The 23,746-nt window shown below is 43.6% G+C and carries 28 protein-coding genes; 4 read left to right on the forward strand and 24 right to left on the reverse strand.

All coding sequences use genetic code 11. From position 1 onward, the window contains the following. Positions 1-357: 357 nt before the first annotated feature. Positions 358-951 (forward strand): outer membrane beta-barrel protein, encoded by a 594-nt coding sequence (locus tag MHN81_RS25710; RefSeq protein ID WP_023401259.1) that lies wholly within the window; start codon positions 358-360, stop codon positions 949-951. A gap of 90 nt (positions 952-1,041) precedes the next feature. Here the strand turns inward: MHN81_RS25710 and rplQ are convergent, their stop codons facing one another. The 22 genes from rplQ to MHN81_RS25820 form a co-directional block, all read right to left on the reverse strand. Then, positions 1,042-1,443 (reverse strand): 50S ribosomal protein L17, encoded by a 402-nt coding sequence (gene rplQ, locus MHN81_RS25715; RefSeq protein ID WP_010386932.1) that lies wholly within the window; start codon positions 1,441-1,443, stop codon positions 1,042-1,044. Between the two features lie 38 nt (positions 1,444-1,481). Next, on the reverse strand, positions 1,482-2,468 hold the full coding sequence (gene rpoA, locus MHN81_RS25720) for a DNA-directed RNA polymerase subunit alpha (RefSeq protein ID WP_023401260.1): 987 nt from the start codon (positions 2,466-2,468) through the stop codon (positions 1,482-1,484). 24 nt (positions 2,469-2,492) lie between these two features. Beyond that, a complete protein-coding gene (gene rpsD / locus MHN81_RS25725; RefSeq protein ID WP_023401261.1) occupies positions 2,493-3,113 on the reverse strand; it encodes a 30S ribosomal protein S4 in 621 nt (206 codons plus the stop codon). 22 nt (positions 3,114-3,135) lie between these two features. Next, positions 3,136-3,522 (reverse strand): 30S ribosomal protein S11, encoded by a 387-nt coding sequence (gene rpsK, locus MHN81_RS25730; protein ID WP_010386935.1) that lies wholly within the window; start codon positions 3,520-3,522, stop codon positions 3,136-3,138. Between the two features lie 13 nt (positions 3,523-3,535). Continuing rightward, the gene (rpsM, locus tag MHN81_RS25735) at positions 3,536-3,892 is read right to left on the reverse strand and encodes a 30S ribosomal protein S13 (RefSeq protein WP_010378282.1); all 357 of its coding nucleotides are present in this window, start codon (positions 3,890-3,892) and stop codon (positions 3,536-3,538) included. 129 nt (positions 3,893-4,021) lie between these two features. Further along, positions 4,022-4,135 (reverse strand): 50S ribosomal protein L36, encoded by a 114-nt coding sequence (gene rpmJ / locus MHN81_RS25740; RefSeq protein ID WP_002959476.1) that lies wholly within the window; start codon positions 4,133-4,135, stop codon positions 4,022-4,024. Positions 4,136-4,156: 21 nt separating this feature from the next. Continuing rightward, positions 4,157-5,485: a preprotein translocase subunit SecY gene (gene secY, locus MHN81_RS25745; protein WP_023401262.1), complete on the reverse strand. Its 1,329-nt coding sequence runs from the start codon at positions 5,483-5,485 to the stop codon at positions 4,157-4,159. Between the two features lie 11 nt (positions 5,486-5,496). Continuing rightward, a complete protein-coding gene (gene rplO / locus MHN81_RS25750) occupies positions 5,497-5,931 on the reverse strand; it encodes a 50S ribosomal protein L15 (protein ID WP_023401263.1) in 435 nt (144 codons plus the stop codon). Between the two features lie 4 nt (positions 5,932-5,935). Beyond that, positions 5,936-6,115 carry a 50S ribosomal protein L30 gene (gene rpmD, locus MHN81_RS25755; RefSeq protein ID WP_010378276.1) on the reverse strand — a complete coding sequence of 60 codons (180 nt, stop codon included), beginning with the start codon at positions 6,113-6,115 and terminating at the stop codon, positions 5,936-5,938. Positions 6,116-6,121: 6 nt separating this feature from the next. Then, entirely contained in the window at positions 6,122-6,628 is a 507-nt protein-coding gene (gene rpsE, locus MHN81_RS25760; RefSeq protein ID WP_023401264.1) for a 30S ribosomal protein S5, read from the reverse strand. Positions 6,629-6,637: 9 nt separating this feature from the next. After that, positions 6,638-6,988 carry a 50S ribosomal protein L18 gene (gene rplR / locus MHN81_RS25765; RefSeq protein WP_023401265.1) on the reverse strand — a complete coding sequence of 117 codons (351 nt, stop codon included), beginning with the start codon at positions 6,986-6,988 and terminating at the stop codon, positions 6,638-6,640. Between the two features lie 9 nt (positions 6,989-6,997). Then, positions 6,998-7,528: a 50S ribosomal protein L6 gene (gene rplF, locus MHN81_RS25770; RefSeq protein WP_023401266.1), complete on the reverse strand. Its 531-nt coding sequence runs from the start codon at positions 7,526-7,528 to the stop codon at positions 6,998-7,000. Positions 7,529-7,541: 13 nt separating this feature from the next. Then, positions 7,542-7,934 (reverse strand): 30S ribosomal protein S8, encoded by a 393-nt coding sequence (rpsH, locus tag MHN81_RS25775; RefSeq protein WP_023401267.1) that lies wholly within the window; start codon positions 7,932-7,934, stop codon positions 7,542-7,544. A 20-nt stretch (positions 7,935-7,954) separates the two neighbouring features. Next, entirely contained in the window at positions 7,955-8,260 is a 306-nt protein-coding gene (gene rpsN / locus MHN81_RS25780) for a 30S ribosomal protein S14 (protein ID WP_023401268.1), read from the reverse strand. Between the two features lie 10 nt (positions 8,261-8,270). Then, a complete protein-coding gene (gene rplE / locus MHN81_RS25785) occupies positions 8,271-8,810 on the reverse strand; it encodes a 50S ribosomal protein L5 (protein ID WP_010386945.1) in 540 nt (179 codons plus the stop codon). Between the two features lie 15 nt (positions 8,811-8,825). Then, a complete protein-coding gene (gene rplX, locus MHN81_RS25790; RefSeq protein ID WP_023401269.1) occupies positions 8,826-9,140 on the reverse strand; it encodes a 50S ribosomal protein L24 in 315 nt (104 codons plus the stop codon). A gap of 10 nt (positions 9,141-9,150) precedes the next feature. Next, positions 9,151-9,519, reverse strand: a complete 369-nt coding sequence (rplN, locus tag MHN81_RS25795; protein WP_023401270.1) for a 50S ribosomal protein L14 — start codon at positions 9,517-9,519, stop codon at positions 9,151-9,153. A 276-nt stretch (positions 9,520-9,795) separates the two neighbouring features. Further along, positions 9,796-10,623 carry a polysaccharide deacetylase family protein gene (locus tag MHN81_RS25800; protein ID WP_023401271.1) on the reverse strand — a complete coding sequence of 276 codons (828 nt, stop codon included), beginning with the start codon at positions 10,621-10,623 and terminating at the stop codon, positions 9,796-9,798. 237 nt (positions 10,624-10,860) lie between these two features. Next, on the reverse strand, positions 10,861-11,451 hold the full coding sequence (locus tag MHN81_RS25805) for a hypothetical protein (RefSeq protein WP_239427140.1): 591 nt from the start codon (positions 11,449-11,451) through the stop codon (positions 10,861-10,863). A 288-nt stretch (positions 11,452-11,739) separates the two neighbouring features. Further along, entirely contained in the window at positions 11,740-14,403 is a 2,664-nt protein-coding gene (locus MHN81_RS25810; RefSeq protein ID WP_239427141.1) for a family 20 glycosylhydrolase, read from the reverse strand. Positions 14,404-15,060: 657 nt separating this feature from the next. Next, positions 15,061-15,885, reverse strand: a complete 825-nt coding sequence (locus tag MHN81_RS25815) for an ATP-binding cassette domain-containing protein (protein ID WP_239427142.1) — start codon at positions 15,883-15,885, stop codon at positions 15,061-15,063. A 412-nt stretch (positions 15,886-16,297) separates the two neighbouring features. Next, positions 16,298-18,250, reverse strand: a complete 1,953-nt coding sequence (locus MHN81_RS25820; RefSeq protein ID WP_239427143.1) for an AsmA family protein — start codon at positions 18,248-18,250, stop codon at positions 16,298-16,300. A gap of 444 nt (positions 18,251-18,694) precedes the next feature. Between MHN81_RS25820 and MHN81_RS25825 the strand changes: the two genes are divergently transcribed. Next, positions 18,695-19,861 carry a hypothetical protein gene (locus MHN81_RS25825; protein ID WP_023401277.1) on the forward strand — a complete coding sequence of 389 codons (1,167 nt, stop codon included), beginning with the start codon at positions 18,695-18,697 and terminating at the stop codon, positions 19,859-19,861. A gap of 270 nt (positions 19,862-20,131) precedes the next feature. Next, on the forward strand, positions 20,132-20,818 hold the full coding sequence (locus MHN81_RS25830) for a TorF family putative porin (RefSeq protein WP_239427144.1): 687 nt from the start codon (positions 20,132-20,134) through the stop codon (positions 20,816-20,818). 49 nt (positions 20,819-20,867) lie between these two features. Here MHN81_RS25830 and purT read toward each other — a convergent pair whose 3' ends face one another. Then, positions 20,868-22,055, reverse strand: a complete 1,188-nt coding sequence (gene purT, locus MHN81_RS25835) for a formate-dependent phosphoribosylglycinamide formyltransferase (RefSeq protein WP_023401279.1) — start codon at positions 22,053-22,055, stop codon at positions 20,868-20,870. A 102-nt stretch (positions 22,056-22,157) separates the two neighbouring features. Next, positions 22,158-22,823 (reverse strand): fumarylacetoacetate hydrolase family protein, encoded by a 666-nt coding sequence (locus tag MHN81_RS25840; protein WP_023401280.1) that lies wholly within the window; start codon positions 22,821-22,823, stop codon positions 22,158-22,160. 244 nt (positions 22,824-23,067) lie between these two features. On the opposite strand from MHN81_RS25840, the gene MHN81_RS25845 reads away from it, so the two are divergent. Further along, on the forward strand, positions 23,068-23,745 hold the full coding sequence (locus MHN81_RS25845) for a nitroreductase family protein (protein ID WP_023401281.1): 678 nt from the start codon (positions 23,068-23,070) through the stop codon (positions 23,743-23,745). The last annotated feature ends 1 nt before the right edge of the window (position 23,746 follow it).

A 23,746-nucleotide genomic window follows, 5' to 3' on the forward strand; every position in this document is an offset into this window, starting at 1 on the left:
CGCAGCGTTGCTGCGAAGTGGAGCGCCATATTAACCGCTTCACTTTTAAAGTCAACAAGAAAATTTAATTTTTCTTAATTAAGCTTTCCGTTTAACTTTAACCTTCACTTTGGTTTGCGTTTTCTCTTGCAGCCCGCCGTGTCAGTGGATGCGCATTATAGGGAGATCCAAATTTGGATCAAGTGTTTTTTTTAAAAAAATGATAAAAACAATAAGACTGTGCATTATACAAACAACACGATGCTGCCATTTACAAAGTTGATCCGTATATGTACTTTTCTTTAACTCACCTATTTTAAGTTTCCATCAATTAAGTCTAAAATACGCCGATTTTTATATTATAGGAACATTGATTCAATGAAGAAATCAATCTTAGCACTTACCTTATTAACGAGCATGAACGCTTTTGCAACGGACAGCGAACAAAGCAACGTCACCTTTTCTCTTACAGCTGGTTATGTGTTTGGTGGTGATACAGTTGGAGAATTAATATATGAAGACAATGACTCGCAAAGCATTAAAGCGGGTCAAGGCTTCATTTTAGGAGCTGGCTTTTTATATGAGTTTAATTCTAAATGGTCACTAGATGTGAGCGCGAATTATCAAAGTGATACAGCTACTGCAAGTAATGGGGATTTGTCTTTCGAACGACTTGCGTTCAATGCAGTACCTTACTACAAAATTAACGACTCTTTTTCAGTAGGCTTAGGTTTAGGCATTCACACTAGTGTGGAATTAAGCAATGATTTTGGTGCTGATGTTGAATTCAGCAACGAAAGCGCTTTTATTAGCAGCGTCCGTTATCATTTTGAAACTATCCCGGCCGACTTAGAGTTTAGACATACTCGTGTTGAATATTCGGTAGACCGTATTGGCAGTTCAAACTACTCCTCGTACGATGCAACAGTTGATGGCAATAACACTGGATTATTATTCCACTGGAAATTCTAGTTAAACCTATTTCCATTTGTCCTACTAATAAGTGGGCATAGAAACAAAAAAGCCGAGCTAGTGCTCGGCTTTTTCGTGTCTTATAAAGACTTACTCTGCAGACTGCGCGTCTTCTTGAACTTCTTCAGTCGCAACTGGGCGATCTAGTAGTTCAATGTAAGCCATTGGCGCATTGTCACCTGCACGGAAGCCACACTTTAGAATACGAGTGTAACCACCTGGACGATCCGCGAAACGAGGACCGATCTCAGAGAACAATTTACCAACTACTTCTTTATCACGCGTGCGAGCAAACGCTAAACGACGGTTTGCTACACTGTCAGTCTTAGCCAGTGTGATTAAAGGCTCAATTACACGGCGCAACTCTTTCGCTTTAGGCAAAGTTGTTTTGATGATTTCGTGCTTCACCAAAGAACCAGCCATATTGCTGAACATCGCTTTGCGATGGCTGCTGTTACGGTTTAATTGACGACCACTCTTACGATGGCGCATGACCCTATCCTTCTAACTAAACTAATATAGTAATCTGATTATTCAGCTAGACTTGCAGGCGGCCAATTTTCTAAGCGCATGCCTAGAGAAAGACCACGAGAAGCTAGCACGTCTTTAATCTCTGTTAGAGATTTCTTACCAAGGTTTGGCGTCTTAAGAAGCTCAACCTCAGTACGCTGTACCAGATCACCGATATATTGAATTTGCTCGGCTTTCAGACAGTTTGCAGAACGTACTGTTAGCTCTAAATCATCAACAGGACGAAGTAGAATCGGATCAAACTCCGGCTTCTCTTCTTTTTCTTCTGGCTCAGAAACATCACGCAAGTCTACAAACGCTTCTAGCTGTTCAGCTAGGATTGTAGATGCACGACGGATCGCTTCTTCAGGATCTAGTGTGCCATTAGTTTCCATATCGATGATTAGTTTATCTAAGTCAGTACGCTGCTCAACACGGGCTGATTCAACCGAGTACGCAATACGCTCAACTGGACTGAATGAAGCATCAAGCAACAGACGACCAATTGGGCGCTCATCGTCATCAGAGGATAAACGACTTGACGCCGGAACATAACCACGACCGCGCTCAACACGGATACGCATACTGATATCGCTATTGTCAGCAGTTAGGTGACAAATAACGTGCTCAGGATTAGCAATTGTTACATCGCCGTCGTGCTGGATGTCAGCCGCAGTCACAGGGCCTACACCAGACTTAGTCAGGGTAAGGAAAACTTCATCTTTACCTTCTAAAGTAACTGCTAAGCCTTTAAGGTTTAACAGAATTTCAATGATGTCTTCTTGTACGCCTTCTTTCGCGCTGTACTCGTGTAATACACCGTCGATCTCTACTTCTGTCACTGCACAACCCGGCATAGACGAAAGAAGAATACGACGTAAAGCATTACCTAAAGTGTGACCAAAGCCACGCTCTAGAGGCTCTAAAACTACTTTAGAACGGGTTGAGTTGATAGCGTCGATATCGACTAATCTTGGTTTTAGGAATTCGGTTACAGAACCCTGCATTTTATCCTCTCTTAACTCTTAACTTTACTTCGAGTAAAGTTCGACGATTAGTTGTTCATTAATGTCCGCAGACAGATCAGAACGCTCAGGTAGGCGCTTGAAAGTACCTTCCATTTTCTTACCGTCAACTTCAATCCAAGTCGGCTTTTCGCGTTGCTCAGCCAACTCTAGAGCAGCGATGATACGCGCTTGTTTCTTAGACTTCTCACGGATTACTACTACATCTTCTGGAGTAATAACGAAAGAAGGAATGTTCACAACACGACCATTAACCATAATCGCTTTGTGGCTTACTAGCTGACGTGCTTCAGCACGTGTGCTCGCAAAACCCATGCGATATACAACATTGTCTAGACGTTGCTCTAGAAGCTGTAACAAGTTTTCACCTGTGTTACCTTTAATGCGAGCAGCTTCTTTATAGTAGTTGCGGAATTGCTTTTCAAGTACACCGTAGATACGACGAACTTTTTGCTTTTCACGTAACTGTAAACCGTAGTCAGATAGACGACCTTTACGTGCGCCGTGCTGACCAGGTGCTGTTTCTAGTTTACACTTAGAGTCAATTGCTCTTACGCCGCTTTTAAGGAACAGGTCAGTACCTTCACGACGACTCAGCTTGAGCTTAGGGCCCAAATATCTTGCCATGTTCTTTCTCCTAACCTATTAATTATACGCGACGTTTCTTCGGTGGACGACAACCATTATGTGGGATTGGCGTCACGTCAGTGATGTTTGTGATACGGAAACCAGCAGCATTCAATGCACGTACAGCAGACTCACGGCCTGGACCTGGACCCTTAATGAATACTTCTAGGTTCTTAAGACCGTACTCTTGTGCAGCAGTACCTGCGCGCTCAGCAGCAACCTGTGCAGCGAACGGAGTAGACTTACGAGAACCACGGAAACCTGAACCACCCGCAGTCGCCCAAGAAAGAGCATTACCTTGACGGTCAGTGATGGTCACAATAGTGTTGTTGAAAGAAGCATGAACGTGAGCCATACCATCAACAACTTGCTTTTTGACCTTTTTACGACGAATTGGTGCTTTTGCCATAACTTACCCCACCTTATTTCTTGATAGGCTTGCGTGGACCCTTACGAGTACGCGCGTTAGTCTTAGTACGTTGACCACGAAGTGGTAACGAACGACGGTGACGTAAGCCACGGAAACAACCAAGGTCCATAAGACGTTTGATGTTTAGTGTTACTTCACGACGAAGATCACCTTCAACAGTGTACTTGCCAACTTCTTCACGAAGGATGTCAAGAGTTTCGTCGTTTAACTCGCCGATTTTAGTAGTTTCAGCGATACCTGTCGCAGCTAAGATAGCCTTAGCGCGAGTTTTACCTACACCATAGATGCTTGTTAAACCGATAACAGCATGCTTATGGTCAGGAACGTTAATGCCTGCGATACGGGCCACTAACATATCTCCTATAAATAAACCTGATTATCATCTTGCTGGAAAGCCCGTATAGGATACCCAACCGACATTCAGGTTTTACCAATGAAACAGGCTAAGTAATTTACTTAGCCTGCACGACTAGATTTCTTAGCCTTGCCTTTGCTTGTGCTTAGGCTCACTGCAGATCACACGTACTACACCAGCACGCTTGATAACTTTACAGTTACGGCAAATTTTCTTAACGGAAGCACGTACTTTCATAACTCAACTCCGTAACAGACCCTATCGGCCGTAGCCTTTAAGGTTTGCTTTTTTCAGCACAGAATCATATTGATGAGACATCAAATGAGTCTGTACTTGTGCCATAAAGTCCATGATAACAACAACGATAATCAAAATTGATGTACCGCCGAAGTAGAATGGCGTTTGCCATGCCATGGTCATAAACTCGGGCACCAGACAGATAAAGGTAATGTACATTGCACCTGCCAATGTCAGGCGTGTCATCACTTTATCAATGTATTTAGACGTCTGCTCACCTGGGCGATAACCTGGAATAAATGCGCCAGATTTTTTCAAATTATCTGCTGTCTCACGCGGGTTAAACACCAACGCTGTGTAGAAGAAGCAGAAGAAAATAATCGCTGCGGCTAGTACCATTGCGTACAGTGGCTGACCTGGGGTCAACACAGCTGATACTGCTTGTAGTGCATCAGCAAGTGGACCTTCACCTTGGCCGAACCAGCTTGCAATTGTACCAGGGAACAGAATGATGCTGCTAGCAAATATTGGTGGAATAACCCCTGCCATGTTAACTTTCAATGGTAAATGCGTACTCTGTGCTGCAAAAACCTGACGGCCTTGCTGGCGTTTAGCATAGTTAACAACGATACGACGTTGACCACGCTCAAAGAACACTACCATATAAGTTACCGCGACAACGATAAACGCAATAAGTGCTAAGATAAAGACATTCAAATCGCCTTGGCGCGCCATTTCTGCTGTCGAACCGATTGCAGACGGCAGGTTAGCTACGATACCAACAAATATCAGTACTGAGATACCGTTACCGATACCACGCTCTGTAATTTGTTCGCCCAGCCACATCAGGAACATAGTACCAGTCACTAAACTCACAACAGCTGTGAAGTAGAAACCGAAACCAGGATTCACAACTAAGCCTTGCATCATGTTTGGCAGGTTAGTTGCGATACCGATCGACTGTATTGTAGCAAGCACGAGCGTGCCGTAACGCGTGTACTGGCTGATTTTCTTACGACCTTGCTCACCCTCTTTTTTCAGCTCTATCATCGCAGGATGTATATGCGTTAATAGCTGCATGATAATTGAGGCTGAGATATAAGGCATAATACCCAGCGCTAGTACAGATGCACGCTCAAGCGCACCACCACTGAACATGTTAAACATGGCAAAGATGGTGCCCTTTTGTTGCTCGAAGAACTCGGCAAGTACAGCGGCGTCAATCCCAGGGATAGGCACGAACGAACCTAAACGGTAAATAATGATGGCACCCAATACAAATAGTAATCGGCGCTTCAACTCCGCAAGCCCACTTTGTGCGCTTTGCATATCTTGACCTGGTTTAGCCATAATGTACTTCCTTAGTCTTCGACCTTGCCTCCGGCAGCTTCGATAGCTTCGCGAGCACCTTTAGACACTCTAATGCCTTTAACAGTAACTGCGCGTGAAACTTCGCCAGATTTAACAACTTTAACGAACTGAATGTTCTTCTTAACGATACCAGCTGCTTGTAGTGTGCTTAGTTCTACCACATCGCCTTCAACCTTCGCGATTTCGAAAAGGTTTACTTCAGCAGATACTAATGATTTGCGTGAAGTGAAGCCAAATTTTGGTAGACGGCGTTGCATAGGCATTTGACCGCCTTCAAAACCAACACGTACTTTACCGCCAGAACGCGATTTTTGACCTTTGTGACCACGACCACCAGTCTTACCTAGACCAGAGCCGATACCACGACCAACACGCTTACCAGCAGTTTTTGAACCTGCAGCAGGAGAAAGTGTATTCAATTGCATCGAATTAGCCCTCAACCTTAACCATGTAAGAAACTTGGTTGATCATACCACGTACTGCTGGCGTATCTTCTAGCTCAACAGTATGGTTGATACGACGTAAACCAAGGCCACGTAATGTAGCTTTATGCTTCGGTAAACGACCGATTGAGCTACGTACTTGTGTTACTTTAACTGTGTTTGCCATGGTTTCTTACCCCAAGATTTCATCTACGCTAAGACCACGTTTCGCAGCGATCTTCTCTGGAGAGTTCATGTTCTCTAGAGCAGAAATTGTTGCGCGAACGATGTTGATCGGGTTAGTAGAACCGTATGCTTTTGAAAGTACGTTCTGTACACCAGCAACTTCTAGTACTGCACGCATCGCACCACCGGCGATGATACCTGTACCTTCAGATGCAGGCTGCATGTACACTTTAGAACCCGCGTGGCGACCCTTGATTGGGTGCTGTAGCGTGTGACCGTTAAGGTCAACATTTACCATGTTACGACGCGCTTTTTCCATTGCTTTTTGAATAGCAGCTGGAACTTCACGTGCTTTACCGTAACCAAAACCTACTTTACCTGCGCCATCACCAACTACAGTTAGTGCAGTGAAGCTAAAGATACGACCACCTTTAACCACTTTAGACACACGGTTTACCGCGATTAGCTTTTCAGCCAAATCAGGCTGTTGTTGCTTTGCTTCTACGTTAGCCATTGTCTACTCCTAGAATTGCAGACCGGCTTCACGCGCTGCATCAGCAAGCGCCTTCACACGGCCGTGATATTTAAAGCCACTGCGGTCAAAAGCAAGTTTTTCGATGCCTTTGTCAGCCGCGCGTTCAGCAACTGCTTTACCAACTGCTTGTGCAGCTTCGATGTTGCCAGTGCCTTTAACTGTTTCAGCAATTGCTTTTTCAACAGTAGAAGCAGCAGCCAGTACAATACCCTCAACGTTTACGATTTGAGCGTATATGTGACGTGGCGTGCGGTGGATAACAAGACGCGTTGTGCCTTGTTCGATAATATTTCTACGAGTGCGCTTAGCACGACGTAGACGAGCTGTTTTCTTATCCATCGTCTTACCTTACTTCTTCTTAGCCTCTTTACGACGCACATGCTCATCAGCGTAACGTACACCTTTACCTTTATAAGGCTCTGGTTCACGGTATGAGCGGATGTTAGCAGCAGTTTGACCAACAAGCTGCTTGTCTGCGCCTTTAACAACGATTTCAGTTTGGCTTGGAGCTTCGATAGTGATACCCGCTGGGATCTCGAAGTTCACTGGGTGTGAGAAGCCAAGAGTTAAGTCTAAAACTTTACCCTTAACTGCAGCACGGTAACCAACACCGACTAGTTGTAGTTTCTTTTCAAAACCTTCGTTAACGCCGATGATCATGTTATTGATCAGAGCGCGTGCAGTACCAGCTTGAGCCCAAGCATTTGCTACTTCACGAGGTGCAGTAGTGATAACGTTGTCGTTAAGAACAACTTCAACTGCGTCGTTAAGAACGCGAGTCAATTCACCATTTTTACCTTTAACTTTGATTTCCTGGCCGTTAATTGCAACTTCAACACCGGCAGGAACAGCAATAGGAGCCTTCGCAATACGAGACATAGTTCCCCTCCGATTAAGCTACAAAGCCAATGATTTCACCACCAACACCAGCGGTACGCGCAGCGCGGTCTGTCATCAGGCCTTTAGAAGTTGATACGATAGCGATACCTAGACCACCCATTACCTTAGGTAATTCGTCACGTCTCTTATAGATACGTAGACCAGGGCGGCTAACACGCTGGATGCTTTCGATAACAGCTTTGCCTTCGAAGTACTTAAGTTCGATTGTCAATTCTGCTTTTACGTCGCCTGATACTGAATAACCAGTGATGAAACCTTCGTTTTTCAGTACGTCAGCAACAGCTACTTTCAGCTTTGAAGTTGGCATCGTTACTGATACCTTCTTCGCAGACTGACCGTTACGGATGCGTGTAAACAAATCCGCGATTGGATCTTGCAAGCTCATGTCTTACTCCCGTGATTCTATTACCAAGAAGCCTTTTTAAGGCCAGGAATTTCACCGCGCATAGCTGCTTCGCGAACTTTAATACGGCTTAAGCCGAACTTGCGAAGGTAACCATGTGGGCGGCCCGTAATGTTACAACGATTACGTTGACGTGAAGGGCTAGAATCACGCGGTAAAGACTGAAGCTTTAATACCGCGTCCCAACGCTCATCATCAGATGTTTTAACATCGCTGATGATAGCTTTAAGTGCAGCACGCTTTTCTGCGTACTGTGCAACTAATTTAGCACGTTTTACGTCACGCGCTTTCATTGAATTCTTTGCCATAACCCTACCCTTACTTTTTGAATGGGAAGTTGAACGCTTCTAATAACGCACGGCCTTCATCATCTGTTTTCGCAGAAGTAGTGATTGTGATATCCATACCGCGAACGCGGTCTACTTTATCATAATCGATTTCTGGGAAGATGATTTGCTCACGTACGCCCATAGAGTAGTTACCGCGACCGTCAAAAGACTTTGCGCTAACACCGCGGAAGTCACGAATACGTGGCATCGCGATTGAGACTAAACGCTCAAGGAAATCCCACATACGCTCACCGCGTAGGGTTACTTTACAGCCAATTGGGTAACCTTCACGGATCTTAAAGCCAGCAACTGATTTGCGTGCTTTAGTCACTAGAGGTTTCTGACCAGAGATTGCTTCTAGATCTGCTACTGCATTTTCTAGAATTTTCTTGTCAGCTAGGGCTTCGCCCACACCCATGTTAAGTGTGATCTTCTCGATCTGAGGGACTTGCATGACAGAGCTGTAACCGAACTTTTCAAAAAGTTCTTTTACTACTTTGTCTTTGTACACTTCATGCAGTTTCGCCATCGTCTACTCCAACTATTAAATAGTTTTGCCAGTAGACTTGAAGAAACGGACTTTTTTACCGTCTTCAAATCTAAAACCAACACGATCTGCTTTGCCAGTTTCGGCATTGAAAATCGCTACATTTGATACGTCGACAGACGCTTCTTTCTCAACAATACCGCCAGCTTGCTGTAGTTGTGGTACAGGCTTCTGGTGTTTCTTGATGATATTTACGCCTTCAACAAATACACGACCAGTTTCAGTTACAACTGAAAGCACTTTACCGCGCTTACCTTTGTCTTTACCGGCTAGTACGATTACTTCGTCATCACGACGGATTTTTGCTGCCATGATCGACTCCTTATAGTACTTCTGGTGCTAGTGAAACGATTTTCATGAACTTGTCGTTACGTAGTTCACGCGTCACAGGGCCGAAGATACGAGTACCAATAGGCTGATGACTATCATTTAAGATAACAGCCGCATTGCTATCGAAACGGATTAAAGAGCCGTCTGGACGACGAACGCCTTTCTTAGTACGCACTACTACTGCGTTTTTAACATCACCTTTCTTCACTTTGCCGCGAGGAATAGCTTCTTTAACAGAAACTTTAATGATGTCACCAACACGCGCGTAGCGACGGTGCGAACCACCAAGGACTTTAATACACTGCACTTTGCGAGCGCCGCTGTTATCAGCAACGTCCAGCTGAGTTTGCATTTGGATCATTGTCTATGCTCCGGTGTAGTTAACATTTACCTAGAATTTGTATAAAAGCTAAGCATTTAGATTAAATTCCACTCAAAAAACGAGGCTTTCGTCTTTCAAGGGCGGGGAATTGTAACAGCAAAGTTCAGGCAAAGATAGTTCAATTTTTAATTAATTTATCAATTTGCTCTGTCTGCCTTCACCGCCCATATACATATGAGGGCGGTGAAATGGAAAACAAGTCTATAGAGTAAATTTTAAACCTTTGTTACAGTTCAAAAAACAACCTAAAAAAGTTTACTTATGCTTTTCAATGTACGTTGCTACTTCGTCTACCGTAGCGAGCCAATAACCATTTTTTGGGTCCTTTAAATACACAATGAGTGCATTGAGCGCTTCTTTATCTACCGTATACATGCCTTTTTCACCGACGTCATGACCTGCCAAAATAATCCACTTGTTGTCTTCTTTAAGCAGATTGAGCATTTCTTTTATTTCAACAAAGCTCATGCCATCCATGCGATTACCAGCAAGCTGGGCAAAGTCTGTGTAGGTGGGGTTATTACCTGTCTCATCAAGCCAAGTTCGGCCTGTTTTAAATAACTCAGCAACTAAGGGCACATAACTTTGAACCTCGATACCTCTACCAACAAATGTATTGCCACAAGGGTAAGCAAATGACTTCGGTGAGACGTTCAGCTGTTGCTTCATAAATTGAGTTGTCGACTCTATGTCTCGCCTTAACCAAGCAAGGTCTACCTGCTCCAACCCTAAGTTGTCTTTTCTAAGCCATGCAAAGTTACCAGTGCAAAGGTGAGAGCTAGTATGGTTGCCTAGCTCATGACCATTCTTCACAGCCGCTTTCCAACCCGCTAACCGCTCCTTCGCAAATTGCGGATTGATATAAAAAGTACCTTTAACACCGTGTCTATCGAGTATGGGAAGGCCAACGTCCACCTGACTACTGCGTGCATCGTCGAAGCTCAATGAAATCGCATAACGAGCACCGTTCGGATAGCTAAAGCCTGTTTGCTCAGAAGCCTTTCCTGCGTTTGCAAAACCATTATTGGATAAAGTTAATAAGGTTACCGCCACTAGTTTACTAAATGTGTTAAATGAGCCCATACCATCTCCATTTTTTCGTTTAAAGTCGCTCACCATGCAGTGTGCGTATCACACCTTTTATCCGCCATGATGAAACAATGAAGGTAATCTTATTTTCTATTTATTAATTACAAACCTCTGATTTAATGGCTTTTATAGATTTAAGAATCAATAAAAGCAGCACTATCTCACAACCCAATACTCTGCTTTAAGCTTGCTTTCTACTTCTCTGATCCCTGTCTAAACAAGTGGGTCAGACTATCTAGCCAATTCACCTGTCTGTTTTGGTTGCTCGCTTTTTCTGGTTGAAACTTGAAAGCCAAGCTTTTTACTGCTTGCTTGGTGTTTAGCTAAAAAGAACTCTTTTGTACAACACAATCCCTTACCCAGCGGGCAATAATCGTCCTCAGCAGTATCAAGAGATAGCACAGCAGCGTCCAAAAGCTTCTCTCTTAAATAGGTAATCTGGGAGCGTATCCATGCTTTTGATACCCAAGTATTAAGCACCGGCCAAATAACCACATAATCACAATTAACTGCCAACGCAAGCCGCTCTGAAGTACGTTCAGCCAAGCTGAGTGTCAATCTAGTTGGCAACAGGCGTACATCAAACGTAGTTTTTTGATATGCTTCGATGCATAGCTCAGGAGAATGGCATATCACTAACTCAACAGGCTTAAGGGACTGCATTTCTAATACTCTTAGCACGCTGTGCAGCTCAGCCATATTTTTTATCGCACACACACAGGTTACTTCAATGACACCTGCAGACCTTGACACACTTTTATCTAACCCTCTGGGTTGATGCGTAAAGAGGTCGTCTTGTGAATATAGTGCATCCAACTTCATCTCAGAACACCTTGGCTAAGCGCTGTTTGCAAATACTCAAGCTAGAATCCAAATCAAAAGGCACAATAACAGTGTACTTTCGATCATAATATTCAAGTGGGGTCGTCAACTGTTGCAGTAAGTCAAGATGCCGCCAGTTGGAGAAGTCAAAGCTAGCTTGACTTATCCAACCTGCATTTAATAAATGTATATTTACACCTAAAACTTGGCGGCAATTCATTATCGTCTACTCACACAAATCTCTATGGCTATAACGTAAAGCAAGTGTGTTTGTTACTTCTCACTTTTTTAAAGGCGAGCTTTCCCTGTTAAATCGGCCAACTCGATTCTACCTGGTCGTCTTCTATCAGGGGAGAGCGCTCTCAATTCCACTTCAGCATCCGACGTTAATTGCAATGGCTCAACATACTCCTGCCACTTGCCGCTATTCAAACGATACTGAATAGGTAGCCCAGGAATAATCGTTGAAGCATGTAGCCTACTGTCGATCACTTTGCTGACAACATTTGGAATACGATAAAACACCCCTAGTCGGTCAAATTTCTCCAACTCTTTGTGTCCGACGGCATGAATGAAGTCTTGCCACTGCAGATCCCTTTGCTTGCGCATTTGCGCAGTTAGGAAACCAGTCGTGTGGTCATACTTCTCACCTGCGTAATTGTAAGGCACTTCCCACGCGGCTCTGTGCCATGCTTTCTCTGCCAATGCCAACAAGCGGGGAAACAACATGTACTCCGCTAAATGGTCTTTGCGGATAACTTCCGACCAAAGATGCCCTTGAATGCCAGTTACTCTAAAACCTTCAGGGAGTGGTTGATGTGTAAACTTGCCATGCTTGTCAACTTGTGTACGATCATCCGCAACGTAGTGCCTACCAATGGTGTCTTTTTTAACTTCCGCATTAGCAGGTAGATTATCTGGCATAAATTCAAAAATTGTTTGGCTGTTAGTCCTTCTTGCTCCCCACTTATAGCCGCTTTCTTTCGGATCTAATTCATATGGAAAATCTAAATAGGTCACATCGGGTGTTGCCAATATAATGTCCCAACCGCGTCTGGCGTGTGCACTCACTACCTTGTGCGCATTTTGTGGCAGCGTCGCCCATACATACGAGGCCACCTTATGTGGCATTTTGTCTTGTCTAGTTTCTGATAGACCATCATTCCACCCCGCCACTTCAATACCTTGTGCAGCAATCATTGCGGCAACACGTTCAATGAAATAGCCAGTAAGCTCTTCCACCTCATGTACATCGTTAGATTTATCCGCAATGAACTGCTTACAGGCTGGAGATTCAACCCATGCACCAGCCGTTTCATCTGCGCCAATATGGTAGATATTGAGGGGAGATCCCGCTTTTTTGTGCTGGTTCGCTACTTCTGTAATCACCTTATCAACAAATGCATAGGTTGACTCCATACACACATTTAACGTGTTGTCATTGTAATGCTGTATGGAGCGATACTCTGTAACGTCCTGTGGATCACTCACTAAATACTGGCGAGCGGCATCATGTTTGCCCTCTTTCGTCAGCGTATAAAAGCGTTTCTCCATCGCCTTTACCGCTGCACGCGAATGACCAGGCATATCCAAAGAAGGAATGATTTCGATGTGATGTTGCTTGGCAAAATTTAAAATCTCTTGGTAATCAGCAACAGAATAGTAACCATCTCTTCCTGTATTTATGGCCGAGCCCAATTGTGGCTGCAAACAGTGTTTATCATCTAAATCAATGCATCTATTTGATGATAGCGCTGTCAATTCAGGTAGATCAGGAATTTCTATGCGCCAACCCTCATCATCAGCCAAATGAAAGTGCAATTTATTGAGTTTGTATGCTGACATTTTACTGAGTAACCTCAATACAAACTCTTTTGAACGAAAGTTACGTGCGACATCCAAGTGCAAACCACGATAACCATACCGGGGTTTATCCTCAACCTTTACTGCTGCGACTTGCATTGTATCCAGCGATAAAAGACTTGCAACAGACTGTAACCCATAAAATGCGCCCGCACTGTCCTGAGCGTTAATTTGTATTTTGCCTTTTCGGGTACTCAGCTGGTAAGCACCGGCATGGCCTTGTGGCTTTCCGCTTACCGTGATAGACACGGCAATACCATTGTGAGTTTGTTTTACACCTAATGAATCTAACCGCTGTAAAGCTGCTGCAATATCGCCATATTCCAGTCCGGTTAAATGCAACTTAATCCCTTTACTCAAACTAAGCGGCGTATCTCTTTTAAACACTTCTATAGCTTCTGGGGTAGGAACGATAGCGTGCTGTACAGAATCAAGCGCATAACCCTTAACATCATATTTATCAAACAGGGCGGCGGATGTATATTTTGCATAATGGTCATCTGGGTGAGATTGCATAACACTGTTCTTTGCACTAACAGCCGCATATGGCTTTATCTCTAAACCCGTATCTGACTCAATGTACGATTGCGTGCTTTTGATGACTTTTGGCAGCAACCCTTGCGCAGTTAGAATATAATTGGGCATCAACTCACCTTCATTCAATAGTGAGCTGGCAACCCAAAATTCAATCACTTGACTCTTGCCTGCTTTGAACCCTGTGAAGTTACTACTGGGTGCAATATGATTAAGGTCACCATTAAAATGGCTTAGGGTCAGTTGCTTACTTTCACTGTGGGTTGCAGGATAGACTTGGCTGTACAGAATTTTCCAGCCATTCACATTCGCTGTAACGGGGCTCGTTATCTCAATTTGCGCGTGGTAGCAAAATTCGGCATTTGACCCGGGGCATTGCTCCGGCATGTTACTCAATAGACGATATTTCACATCTAGCGTATCGGCAAGTTGGTTAAGCTGTTGTTGATTAATGTTCTCTAGGCCTGTATTAGCCCACACAGGGCTAACCATTACCATGGTTGGCAGTAGCACAGCCAAAATACGATCCGTTAATGCTCTTTTATTTACATGCATATATCCGATCCTGCTTCTTCATTTATCATTAAAACATCTAATTGGTTAAAAATTAGCTAAAACAACTCAATCTAGAGCTTTTATGAAGCTGTTTCAATTTCGAAACATTCATAGTACAAGGAATAATTTAGTAAATGACAACAGCAAAAAATGCTCGACGCTATGGGCACTATATAGCCAGTTTGAAAAAGCGGATGGGTGTATATGATTCAACACAATGGCACTTACGACAGCGGTACAATCAGTACACTGGGTAAAAAATACATACTAGTGCCTATATTACTACATTCGTTCACGTCAAAGATTTCAACTCACGAGTAAAAGATATGTCTGAAAAAATTGATTTGCGCCGCGCTTTTTGAACCTTAAACTCTATCAGCAAGTATCATAGGGGGCCAAGTAAATTACTAAGATGTAAACCGTTTAAAAAGACACCGTTTTATTAATGAAAATTCAGAAATTCTCAGCAAGATAATTTAAAACTCACGCTCAACTCGTGTGGTAGCCAAAAAGCCACGCCAGTAGCGTGGTGGAGACTAAAATCTGTTTTTTTTAAATAGGAGTCTGTCGTATATTGCAGATGATTTAATGTATAAAGCATCACTGTCAACATGACTTTTATTCATTTTATACACCTGCTTTCGCTAGGAATTTAGCTCAAGCGACTTCAATGGCATGTTCTAACACCTGTTTTGCCAGCTCAATATCATTGTCGTATATCAATCGTCCATCTTTGATCACCAGTACCCTTTCACATAATGTCGAGATATCATCCACAGTGTCACTTGATACCAATACAGTTAATTTATCTTCTTTAGCCAACTGCTTTAGACAACGCATGACTTCACGTTGAGATAAATAATCGAGCCCCAAAGTGAGTTCATCCAAAAATAGCAGATCCGGACCATGTAATAGCGCTGCAATTAATTCCATTTTCAAGCGCTCAGCCCCGGACAGGCGACGCACCTGAATATCAAGCAAGTGTGAAACTCGAAAAAACTCAGTCAAATAGGACAACCTCTGCCGATATATGGGTAATGGGATCTCATAAATACTCTGGCACAGATTGAAACTATCGATAGCAGGTAAATCAGGCCAAAGTTGGTAACTTTGACCAGTTAAAAAAGAACAGCGCTTTTTGAAAGTGGCGGTTTGCGCACAAGGCGTATTACCGAATATTTTTATATGACCGCGTGTTGGATGTAAGATACCTGACAGCATCTTCATGGTCGTGGTTTTCCCAGCCCCATTCTCGCCAACAACAGCGACCATCTGTCCACGTTCAATGTCAAACGACATATCTTTTATCGCTTCTTTGTATTCAACTTCTCGATGGAATAGCTGTTTCAGTGAGGCAGAAAGACCCTGTGGCTTTTTAAAGTACTGGTAAGTTTTACTGACGCACTCAACTTGTATGACTTTCATCACACAACCTCCAGCGATATCGCCGTTGAGGTATTCAGTGCATATTTTCGATTGCATGGTAAACCAATTAAATCTAACAAGTCAGGGCCCGTGAACATGGTCTTTTAAGTTTTCTGAGTTGAGAATATGAGTAATAGAATTAAACGACCTGTGTGTATTTTTCAATCAAAAATATCACATGTACATAGCACTATTTACAATTACTGGATGAGAAAAAGTTTTATGTGCTAAATAATAGATATTTAAATATATGGCTACCCTAAACATATGCAAAATAGGGAATAATAAATTTATACTAAAGGATGGTTTACAATATGAAAAAGAGAGTTTGAGGAGTAAAAAACCCGAATTGTAAAGTGCCGAATCCTTCACAACATGCAAAAAAATCGACTCTTCAAGTCTCGGGCTCACAGTGCAAGAGGGTGGGTGCATATTGTGGACTTGCCACACTATATGCACCTGAAACCGCTTAGCCTCCGAATAAACCTTTAAACTTATCTTTGAGTTTGTCTTTAATGGTATCTTTTGCCTTGTCTTTGGCAGCACTGCTGAAATCTAAGCTGGTCTCGACTTGATGAAATGGGCCTTTAATTCTAGCTGGTATCTTAAAGCCAGTGCTTTTATCTCGGCTACTTTGCCCCTCTATAGTATCGACAATTCCAGTTACTAAACGGTAGTCCACAAAGGTTTTTGGTAGATCGACCACACCCGACCCAGTGATACGAATAAGTGGACTTGCCAGTAGGAGGTCTCTGTTTGTACCAATCCCTTTTGCAAACGTAAAGCTGCCCGTCAAAGCAGAGAAGTCCGTTTTTTGTTGTGGATCAAAATCTGCATTGATCCCTTCTGATAAACCAGAAAAATTACCTTTAAGCATTTCTTGGCCTTTGCGCACCATCTCCGCCAAGTTAGCACCTTTTACACCCCCATCCTTAAACTCAAAAGCCAATTTTCCTGCTAACTGAGAGATAAATTGCTTTTGACTGACACCAAGCGTACTTAATTGCCAATTGAGACTGCCTTTACCCAGTACTTTGTCAAAACCAATCGCATCGGTTAGTAATGGTTCTGCGTTAATCCCATTAAGTGCAAAGTCTGTATCGATTTGATACGGAGTCGCTGCTGCATTTACCTCCACTTTGCCTTTTCCTGTTCCGTTATAAGCATTGAAACTATCCAGTGATAACACAGCCTGACCCTTATCCAGTTTCACTGACAATTGGTTCTTTCCAAGTGTGATTTTGCGTGCTTGGAGGCCTGTAGATCGTACTACAATATCCGCATCTAACATGTTCAGCGCCGACAAGTCTATCTTAGTGTCATCCCACACAATCGGTGTTGCGGCGACCTCTTCTTCTGGCTTTGTAGGTTGTGTTGTGTTCACAGGATCAGGTAGATAAGGATTTAAATTCAACATTCCTAAATCCACATTGGCCGCAACAGACAAACGCTCACCAAGGTTGACTTGCGCATTACCTTTGATAGCCAATTCATCTAATTTTGCGCTAAAGCTTTCCAAGCTAAATACATTATTGGAAAATGTCATCGCCCCGGTAACTTCAAACTGATTAAACGCATTGTCTTTGGCGTCTAATACAACATTTTGCCATTTCGTCAATGACTTCACTGAGCTACCCGAAACAGCCAATTCACCCTCAAAGACACTCCCCTGTTTTAAAACGCCACCATTGAAATCTACATTCACTAAATCGTTGCGTAACTGTTTGGTAAATTTAAAATCTTCACTTTGAATAGCTTTAGCAGGGGTATCAACATTGAGCGCTAAATCAAAACGCTGTTTTTGAAATGTTACTTGCCCTTCGATCATAAGCGGTTGGTATAGAGAAGGGAGTACGACACTCAAGGCTAAATCGGTGAGCTGTTCATTGGTGCCCGCCTGAGCGTCGGCATACGTGATAGTACCGCCATAAATTGCGACCTCGCCTAAAGCAATATCGAATCCACTTGGCAATGTAACCGGACCAGATTGAGCCTCAGTCGCAGTCGATTCGGGCGTTTGAGATTGTGCCACCGGATCAAATAGCTGCCAATTTGGGCGCCCCTGTGCATCGACCTCCAATAATATCTGGGGGTTTTGAATTACAAAGCGTTCCAGTTGAAACTCACCTGATAGTAAAGAAAACCAAGGAACATGAACTGCAAGCTGGTCCATTTTAAGCATATGTGGCGCACTACCCGAGGGCATGTTGTCAAACGCCACTTGATTTAGCGTAATGTTCAGCTCAGGTAATATAGATAGCTCACTGTCGCCTGAAATGGTTAATTTCCGCCCTGTGGTTTTTTCAACTTGCGACGTGATCTGAGACACTATCGTTTCTGTTGGAATTAACATGGGCGCTAATATGATCAACGCTATCGTCAATACTATGAGACCCACAACACCTTTTAAAATCGCCTTCATCGATCATCCTTACACAGAAATAATTTTCTATTCACTATCATAGCGAGGCTGATAAAAAACCACAAAAGAAGCGCATAGGCGAATGGGGAAAAATGACAAAAAAGTTTTACAAAACGACCCAAAGTTCTCTTGCCACATATTCTAAACCTTTATAACCAATTGCTTTAATTAGTTAAAACAAAATCCGTTCTCACCCAAACTATTAGCTAATTACACTTAATTTAAAGTTCACAAATAGCATTATATTGCACGACAATCATCGAGAAGAAGCTAGCAAAACGAAGCGCATAAAAAAGGCGGAATAAGGTTCGCTGAAAAAAAGACCACAAACCGCGTTGCAACTGCGCTAGAACTCGGTATGATCCTCGCCCTTGCCAGTTTATCGATACGTTCGCTAAACTGAGTAGTCTAGATTTTAACCTAACCTTGGAGTATCCACGCAGCATGAAAAAGTTGCTCATTTCACCGTCAAATATGGCTTTGGGCGAACAAGAAAGTCAGATTTACCAAAACATCTTAAAACAATCTACTGAGATCAGCTTAAACCTGATGGCGGTTAAAGTAGAAAATCACCCAGAAGACTTTCTGGGCTGGTGTTATGAGTTACTCGACGTGGCTAAAAACCGCATTAATTTTGATCTGCTGGACGACCACCAGCTTCCAACTGTAAAAAAACTCCAAGATATGCTGATCTCAGCAATCAGCTTCCTGCAAGTCAAAACGTTGCGGATCGCGCCTTGGCCAGTGGTGAGTGACTTCATTGCCCAGCGCAGTGATGTGTTGGTGCTTGATGAGCAGTTAAAGCTCATGGATTACATTGCAACACTACGTGATGACAAATTACAAGACATGATCGTTGAAGATCGCTTAGCTTTTGCAGGTAAACACACAGCGAAACACGATACCAGTGTATATCAATTTGATGTTGAGTGGTTTGCATCAACAAAAAGTGCAAAAGGCTTTCATCAGCAATTTGCCGATTTGCCTGGCGCTTTTGACGAAGCACTCGCTCATATCCCATTAGAAGGTCCAGTCACACTTGAAAATTATCAAGGGTTTACAATCGCATTTCTAAGTGCCTTTAATGGCAGCGATGAAAAGCCAACCCTTGCCCCTGCGACACGCCTACTCGCCATGCGTCGCCCTGATGTGTTTACACCGATCACCAACAATCGCCTCGACGCACTGTGCCAAGCTTTGGGCGTCACACGTTTAAACAATCGTGATTTCGAGCGCTATTGGCAAGATATCGTGCAAGCAATCGCTAAAATGCCCTGGTTTGCGATGGCCAGTGGTACCAATGAACTCGAGTCGAAGCTTGCAGAGGTGAAAGCACTACTGCCAATCTTCTTCTATTATGCTGATGAAGACACAAAAACGTCTTCTAACTACTATAAATTACTGCACAAACCCAAACGCACCACAACTTCATCTGGTAGCAAATCTGTGCGTCGCAGCAAAGAGTCTGCCGCAACATTAGTTGACAGAGCACTCAGTGATGAGTCAATGCCTGAGCATATTCGCTCTAAACGCGACTCTATCATCGCTGAGGTAGAAAAAGGTAGAAGTGTAGATGAAACTATCCAGCTAATGCGTACCATATTTGGCTAATACAGGGGACATAGCCTGCATAATAACAGTGCAGGCTATGTTATTGCGCACCAAGGATGTGCACACGACATAACCTTTCCTACCACCAGCGCCATCAGTGCTTTGGTTTATCACCATTAATTTCAACTACCTAATAAACATTCACTCAGTCGTATTTAGGTTGGCGCAGAGCTTGCGATGCTTTGTTCACCATTGAATACAGGATTAAACAATTCTCTCAATGGTACTCGTATTAGAAAATGATTTATTCTGTGCCATATAGGAACCATTATGACAAACAAAGCTTCTTTCTTATTGGGTGCGTGCTTAGTGTTACTTTCTAGCAACGCCCTAGCTGCCAGTGGCCATACCGTTTCAGCCAATGCTGCTGCTAGCTCAAATTATTTTTGGCGTGGGATCACGCAATCTGATGATGGCGCGGCTGTTTCTGGTGGCCTCGATTACAGCAATGACTCCGGTTTTTACCTTGGAACTTGGGCGTCTAATGTAGACTTTGGTGAGACTTCCAGCACCAGCTACGAGCTCGATTTTTACTTGGGATTTAGCGGAGAGATCAAAGCGCTAAGTTATGATATTGGCTATATTCACTATGCTTACCCAGATGCTGCGGGCGATATTGACTTTGGTGAGGTTTATACTTCACTCGGCTGGCGTAATCTCAGTTTTAAAGCCAGTTATTTAACCCATGCCCAGTCAGGTAGCAGCACCGAAGAAGATATGCTTTATCTTGAACTCAATGCCACATTTCCGGTATTCAAAAGCGCTGAGCTTGGATTGCATGTCGGCAACTCACGGGGAGATACGGTCATGGAATGGACAGGAGAAGACGACAGCTATATGGATTATGGAGTCAACCTGAGTAAAGATGGTTACACATTTGGCCTAGTCAAAACTGACCTCGACGCCGATGACGATCTTAAAGTTTATGTAAGTTACGCTGTCGACTTCGATTTGTAAATTGATTTTTGCTGCAACTCAAAGGGCCAAACGGCCCTTTTTTGAGTACTTATAAAGTATATTCCACCGCCGCGCTGACTCTTTTGGCTTTTTCAACGGCCTGTTCAATGTGGGTATCCCTTGCTAATGCAACGCCCATACGCCTAACTCCCTGAACCTCAGGCTTACCAAAAAGCCGTAAGTCGGTGTTTGGCTCTGCCAACGCTTGAATTAAATTGCCAAACTGCAATTGTTTAGATTCACCTTCTACCAAAATGACACTGGACGCTGACGGACCGTGAAAGTGAATATTCGGGATAGGAAGTCCCAAGACTGCCCGTGCATGCAGGGCAAACTCACTCAAATCCTGTGATATTAACGTGACCATGCCGGTATCATGGGGCCGTGGCGAAACCTCACTGAAATACACATCATCTCCTTTGATAAACAGTTCAACACCAAATAACCCCCGACCACCGAGCGCTTCTGTGATTTTGCACGCAATTTCTTTGCTGCGCGCAAGCGCAACTTCGCTCATTGCCTGAGGTTGCCAACTCTGTTGATAATCGCCACCTGCTTGCACATGACCTATTGGCGCACAAAAGCTGGTCCCCTGAATATGGCGGATCGTCAACAGTGTGATTTCATAATCAAAATCAACAAACCCTTCAACAATAACGCGTCCTTGACCGGCTCTGCCGCCTTGTTGTGCGTATGTCCATGCCGCGTCAATATCGGCATCAGTTTTCACCACGCTCTGCCCTTTCCCAGATGAACTCATGATCGGTTTCACGACACATGGCATACCAATTTGGTGAATAGCAGCTGTAAAATCAGCTAAATTATCAACAAACTGATATGGGGATGTCGCCAAGCCAAGCTCCTCAGCTGCAAGTCGACGGATCCCTTCTCGGTTCATGGTCAATTGCGTTGCTTTAGCAGTGGGTACCACCGTAAACCCTTCACCTTCGAGCTCAACTAAGGTATCCGTTGCTATCGCTTCTATTTCAGGCACTATGTAGTCTGGCTGCTCTGCACGGATGATTGCTGCCAACTTATCACCATCAAGCATCGACAAGGTGTAACTCCTGTCCGCGACTTGCATCGCTGGCGCATTGTCATAGCGATCTAAGACAATGACTTCGGCACCGAGCCGCTTAAACTCAATCACCGTTTCTTTGCCAAGCTCCCCGCCGCCGCAAAACAATACTTTACACGCAGTGCTACTAAAAGGGGTTCCTAATGACTTAGTTTTCATACGTTTTCCTGATATCCGTAAATTCACCTCAATAGCCTAAGCTCAGGCTGCGTATCGAGTCCAGCAAATTATCTTCCATGCGGTAAAAACGGCGAAATGAAGTTAAATGCGTTTTTGCACCTGGCTACACAACCGCACCCCATCTCCTAATTGCAACGCCAGTGTATCTGTAACATTGAGCTCCCCCACACCTTGCGGTGTGCCAGTCATCACGATATCTCCTGGCTGTAATGTGAAGTAGCGACAGATCTCTTGTAACAGCAGGGGCAACTTAAAAATCATGTTGTCAGTCTCCCCTAATTGTTTCAGTTGGTCGTTTTGCCAAAATTGAAATTGCCATGGCAATTTCAGTTCATCTTCAGTGACTGGCATAAATGGAGTTAAACTGGCGCTGCCATCAAATGCTTTTGCACGCTCCCAAGGGTGACCCTGACGCTTTAACTGCGATTGCAGATCTCGCAAAGTTAAGTCTAAACCCAGCCCAATTCCAGCAATATGTGTGAGCGGATCTGTGCTGTTAACATCTAATGTCTTACCAACCAATAAGACAAGTTCAGCTTCATAGTGGTGCTTACCAAGCTGCTCGTTTATCGTAAATGCTGGGGTAAAGTCGCAAAATGCACTGGCTGGCTTGATAAATAATAGAGGAGATTCAGGTACAGGATTATTGAGTTCTTTTGCATGCGCAACATAGTTACGCCCTATACATACCGCTTTTCCTACTGGAAGTTGTACAGTCTCTCCAGAAACCCATTTGTGTTGATACATGGCTTTTATCCTTCACTATCAAATACATCACGCATAATTGTACCTAAGCATATGAGTAAATCAGAGCTTGCTGTTATTATAGCCAGTATACACACACGTTATTATGCTCACCTCACTGAACAGGTAGTAAACATATTTTGCCACTGTTATGGAAACTTTATGTTAACCATGGTACACAACAAGTTGAAACCTTTATAATCACAAGTTATAAAAAGCTCACAGCAAGTAACTAGGAACCACAAGCATGAAAGCCCATGACAATATCCCATTGACTGATTTTGTTGAGTATCCTCTACAAGAAATGCAACAAAGAGCAGACGACAACTTCGAGTTAATGCAGCGCAGACATACCATTCGTAGTTTTAGTGACCGCCCTGTGCCAAAAGAAATCATTGAAACCTGTATCAAAACAGCTGGACTTGCGCCAAGTGGGGCCAACCACCAACCGTGGCACTTTGTAGCAATTCACAGCAGTGATGTGAAAAAACAAATCCGTGAAGCTGCGGAGCAACTAGAGCGCTCATTCTATGAAGGCCGCGCTGGCGATGAGTGGTTAGACGCATTGAAGCCTCTTGGCACTGACGCGCAAAAACCTTATTTAGAGCACGCCCCTTGGCTTATTGCGATTTTCACGCAAAAAAAAGGCGGGATCCACGCGGATGACAAAAACACCAATTACTATGTACATGAGTCAGTTGGAATTGCCACGGGCTTTTTGATCCAAGCTTTGCACAATGCAGGCCTCGCCACTTTGACACACACGCCAAAACCAATGAGCTTTTTAACTGAAATTTGTCAACGTGACAAAGATAATGAGCGCCCGTACATGCTACTGATAGCCGGTTACCCTGCCGATGATGCCACAGTACCAGAGCATGCACTGGTTAAAAAGTCACTGGATGAGATCGCTTCATTCATTTAAT

The sequence above is a fragment of the Pseudoalteromonas sp. Of7M-16 genome (genome assembly GCF_022347805.1).
Lineage (GTDB): Bacteria > Pseudomonadota > Gammaproteobacteria > Enterobacterales > Alteromonadaceae > Pseudoalteromonas > Pseudoalteromonas luteoviolacea_F.

Bases quoted from the DNA above. Each gene is read 5' to 3' on its own strand.
- MHN81_RS25800 (WP_023401271.1), bottom strand. From the start codon at position 10,623: ATGGGCTCATTTAACACATTTAGTAAACTAGTGGCGGTAACCTTATTA.
- purT (WP_023401279.1), bottom strand. From the start codon at position 22,055: ATGAAAACTAAGTCATTAGGAACCCCTTTTAGTAGCACTGCGTGTAAA.
- MHN81_RS25825 (WP_023401277.1), top strand. From the start codon at position 18,695: ATGAAAAAGTTGCTCATTTCACCGTCAAATATGGCTTTGGGCGAACAA.
- MHN81_RS25830 (WP_239427144.1), top strand. From the start codon at position 20,132: ATGACAAACAAAGCTTCTTTCTTATTGGGTGCGTGCTTAGTGTTACTT.
- MHN81_RS25815 (WP_239427142.1), bottom strand. From the start codon at position 15,885: ATGCAATCGAAAATATGCACTGAATACCTCAACGGCGATATCGCTGGA.
- rplO (WP_023401263.1), bottom strand. From the start codon at position 5,931: ATGCAATTGAATACACTTTCTCCTGCTGCAGGTTCAAAAACTGCTGGT.
- MHN81_RS25805 (WP_239427140.1), bottom strand. From the start codon at position 11,451: ATGAAGTTGGATGCACTATATTCACAAGACGACCTCTTTACGCATCAA.
- rpoA (WP_023401260.1), bottom strand. From the start codon at position 2,468: ATGCAGGGTTCTGTAACCGAATTCCTAAAACCAAGATTAGTCGATATC.
- rplF (WP_023401266.1), bottom strand. From the start codon at position 7,528: ATGTCTCGTATTGCGAAGGCTCCTATTGCTGTTCCTGCCGGTGTTGAA.
- MHN81_RS25845 (WP_023401281.1), top strand. From the start codon at position 23,068: ATGAAAGCCCATGACAATATCCCATTGACTGATTTTGTTGAGTATCCT.
- MHN81_RS25810 (WP_239427141.1), bottom strand. From the start codon at position 14,403: ATGCATGTAAATAAAAGAGCATTAACGGATCGTATTTTGGCTGTGCTA.
- rpsD (WP_023401261.1), bottom strand. From the start codon at position 3,113: ATGGCAAGATATTTGGGCCCTAAGCTCAAGCTGAGTCGTCGTGAAGGT.
- rplR (WP_023401265.1), bottom strand. From the start codon at position 6,988: ATGGATAAGAAAACAGCTCGTCTACGTCGTGCTAAGCGCACTCGTAGA.
- rplQ (WP_010386932.1), bottom strand. From the start codon at position 1,443: ATGCGCCATCGTAAGAGTGGTCGTCAATTAAACCGTAACAGCAGCCAT.
- rplX (WP_023401269.1), bottom strand. From the start codon at position 9,140: ATGGCAGCAAAAATCCGTCGTGATGACGAAGTAATCGTACTAGCCGGT.
- MHN81_RS25820 (WP_239427143.1), bottom strand. From the start codon at position 18,250: ATGAAGGCGATTTTAAAAGGTGTTGTGGGTCTCATAGTATTGACGATA.
- rpsN (WP_023401268.1), bottom strand. From the start codon at position 8,260: ATGGCAAAGAATTCAATGAAAGCGCGTGACGTAAAACGTGCTAAATTA.
- rpsE (WP_023401264.1), bottom strand. From the start codon at position 6,628: ATGGCTAACGTAGAAGCAAAGCAACAACAGCCTGATTTGGCTGAAAAG.
- rpmD (WP_010378276.1), bottom strand. From the start codon at position 6,115: ATGGCAAACACAGTTAAAGTAACACAAGTACGTAGCTCAATCGGTCGT.
- MHN81_RS25710 (WP_023401259.1), top strand. From the start codon at position 358: ATGAAGAAATCAATCTTAGCACTTACCTTATTAACGAGCATGAACGCT.
- secY (WP_023401262.1), bottom strand. From the start codon at position 5,485: ATGGCTAAACCAGGTCAAGATATGCAAAGCGCACAAAGTGGGCTTGCG.
- MHN81_RS25840 (WP_023401280.1), bottom strand. From the start codon at position 22,823: ATGTATCAACACAAATGGGTTTCTGGAGAGACTGTACAACTTCCAGTA.
- rpsK (WP_010386935.1), bottom strand. From the start codon at position 3,522: ATGGCAAAAGCACCAATTCGTCGTAAAAAGGTCAAAAAGCAAGTTGTT.
- rplN (WP_023401270.1), bottom strand. From the start codon at position 9,519: ATGATCCAAATGCAAACTCAGCTGGACGTTGCTGATAACAGCGGCGCT.
- rpsH (WP_023401267.1), bottom strand. From the start codon at position 7,934: ATGAGCTTGCAAGATCCAATCGCGGATTTGTTTACACGCATCCGTAAC.
- rplE (WP_010386945.1), bottom strand. From the start codon at position 8,810: ATGGCGAAACTGCATGAAGTGTACAAAGACAAAGTAGTAAAAGAACTT.
- rpmJ (WP_002959476.1), bottom strand. From the start codon at position 4,135: ATGAAAGTACGTGCTTCCGTTAAGAAAATTTGCCGTAACTGTAAAGTT.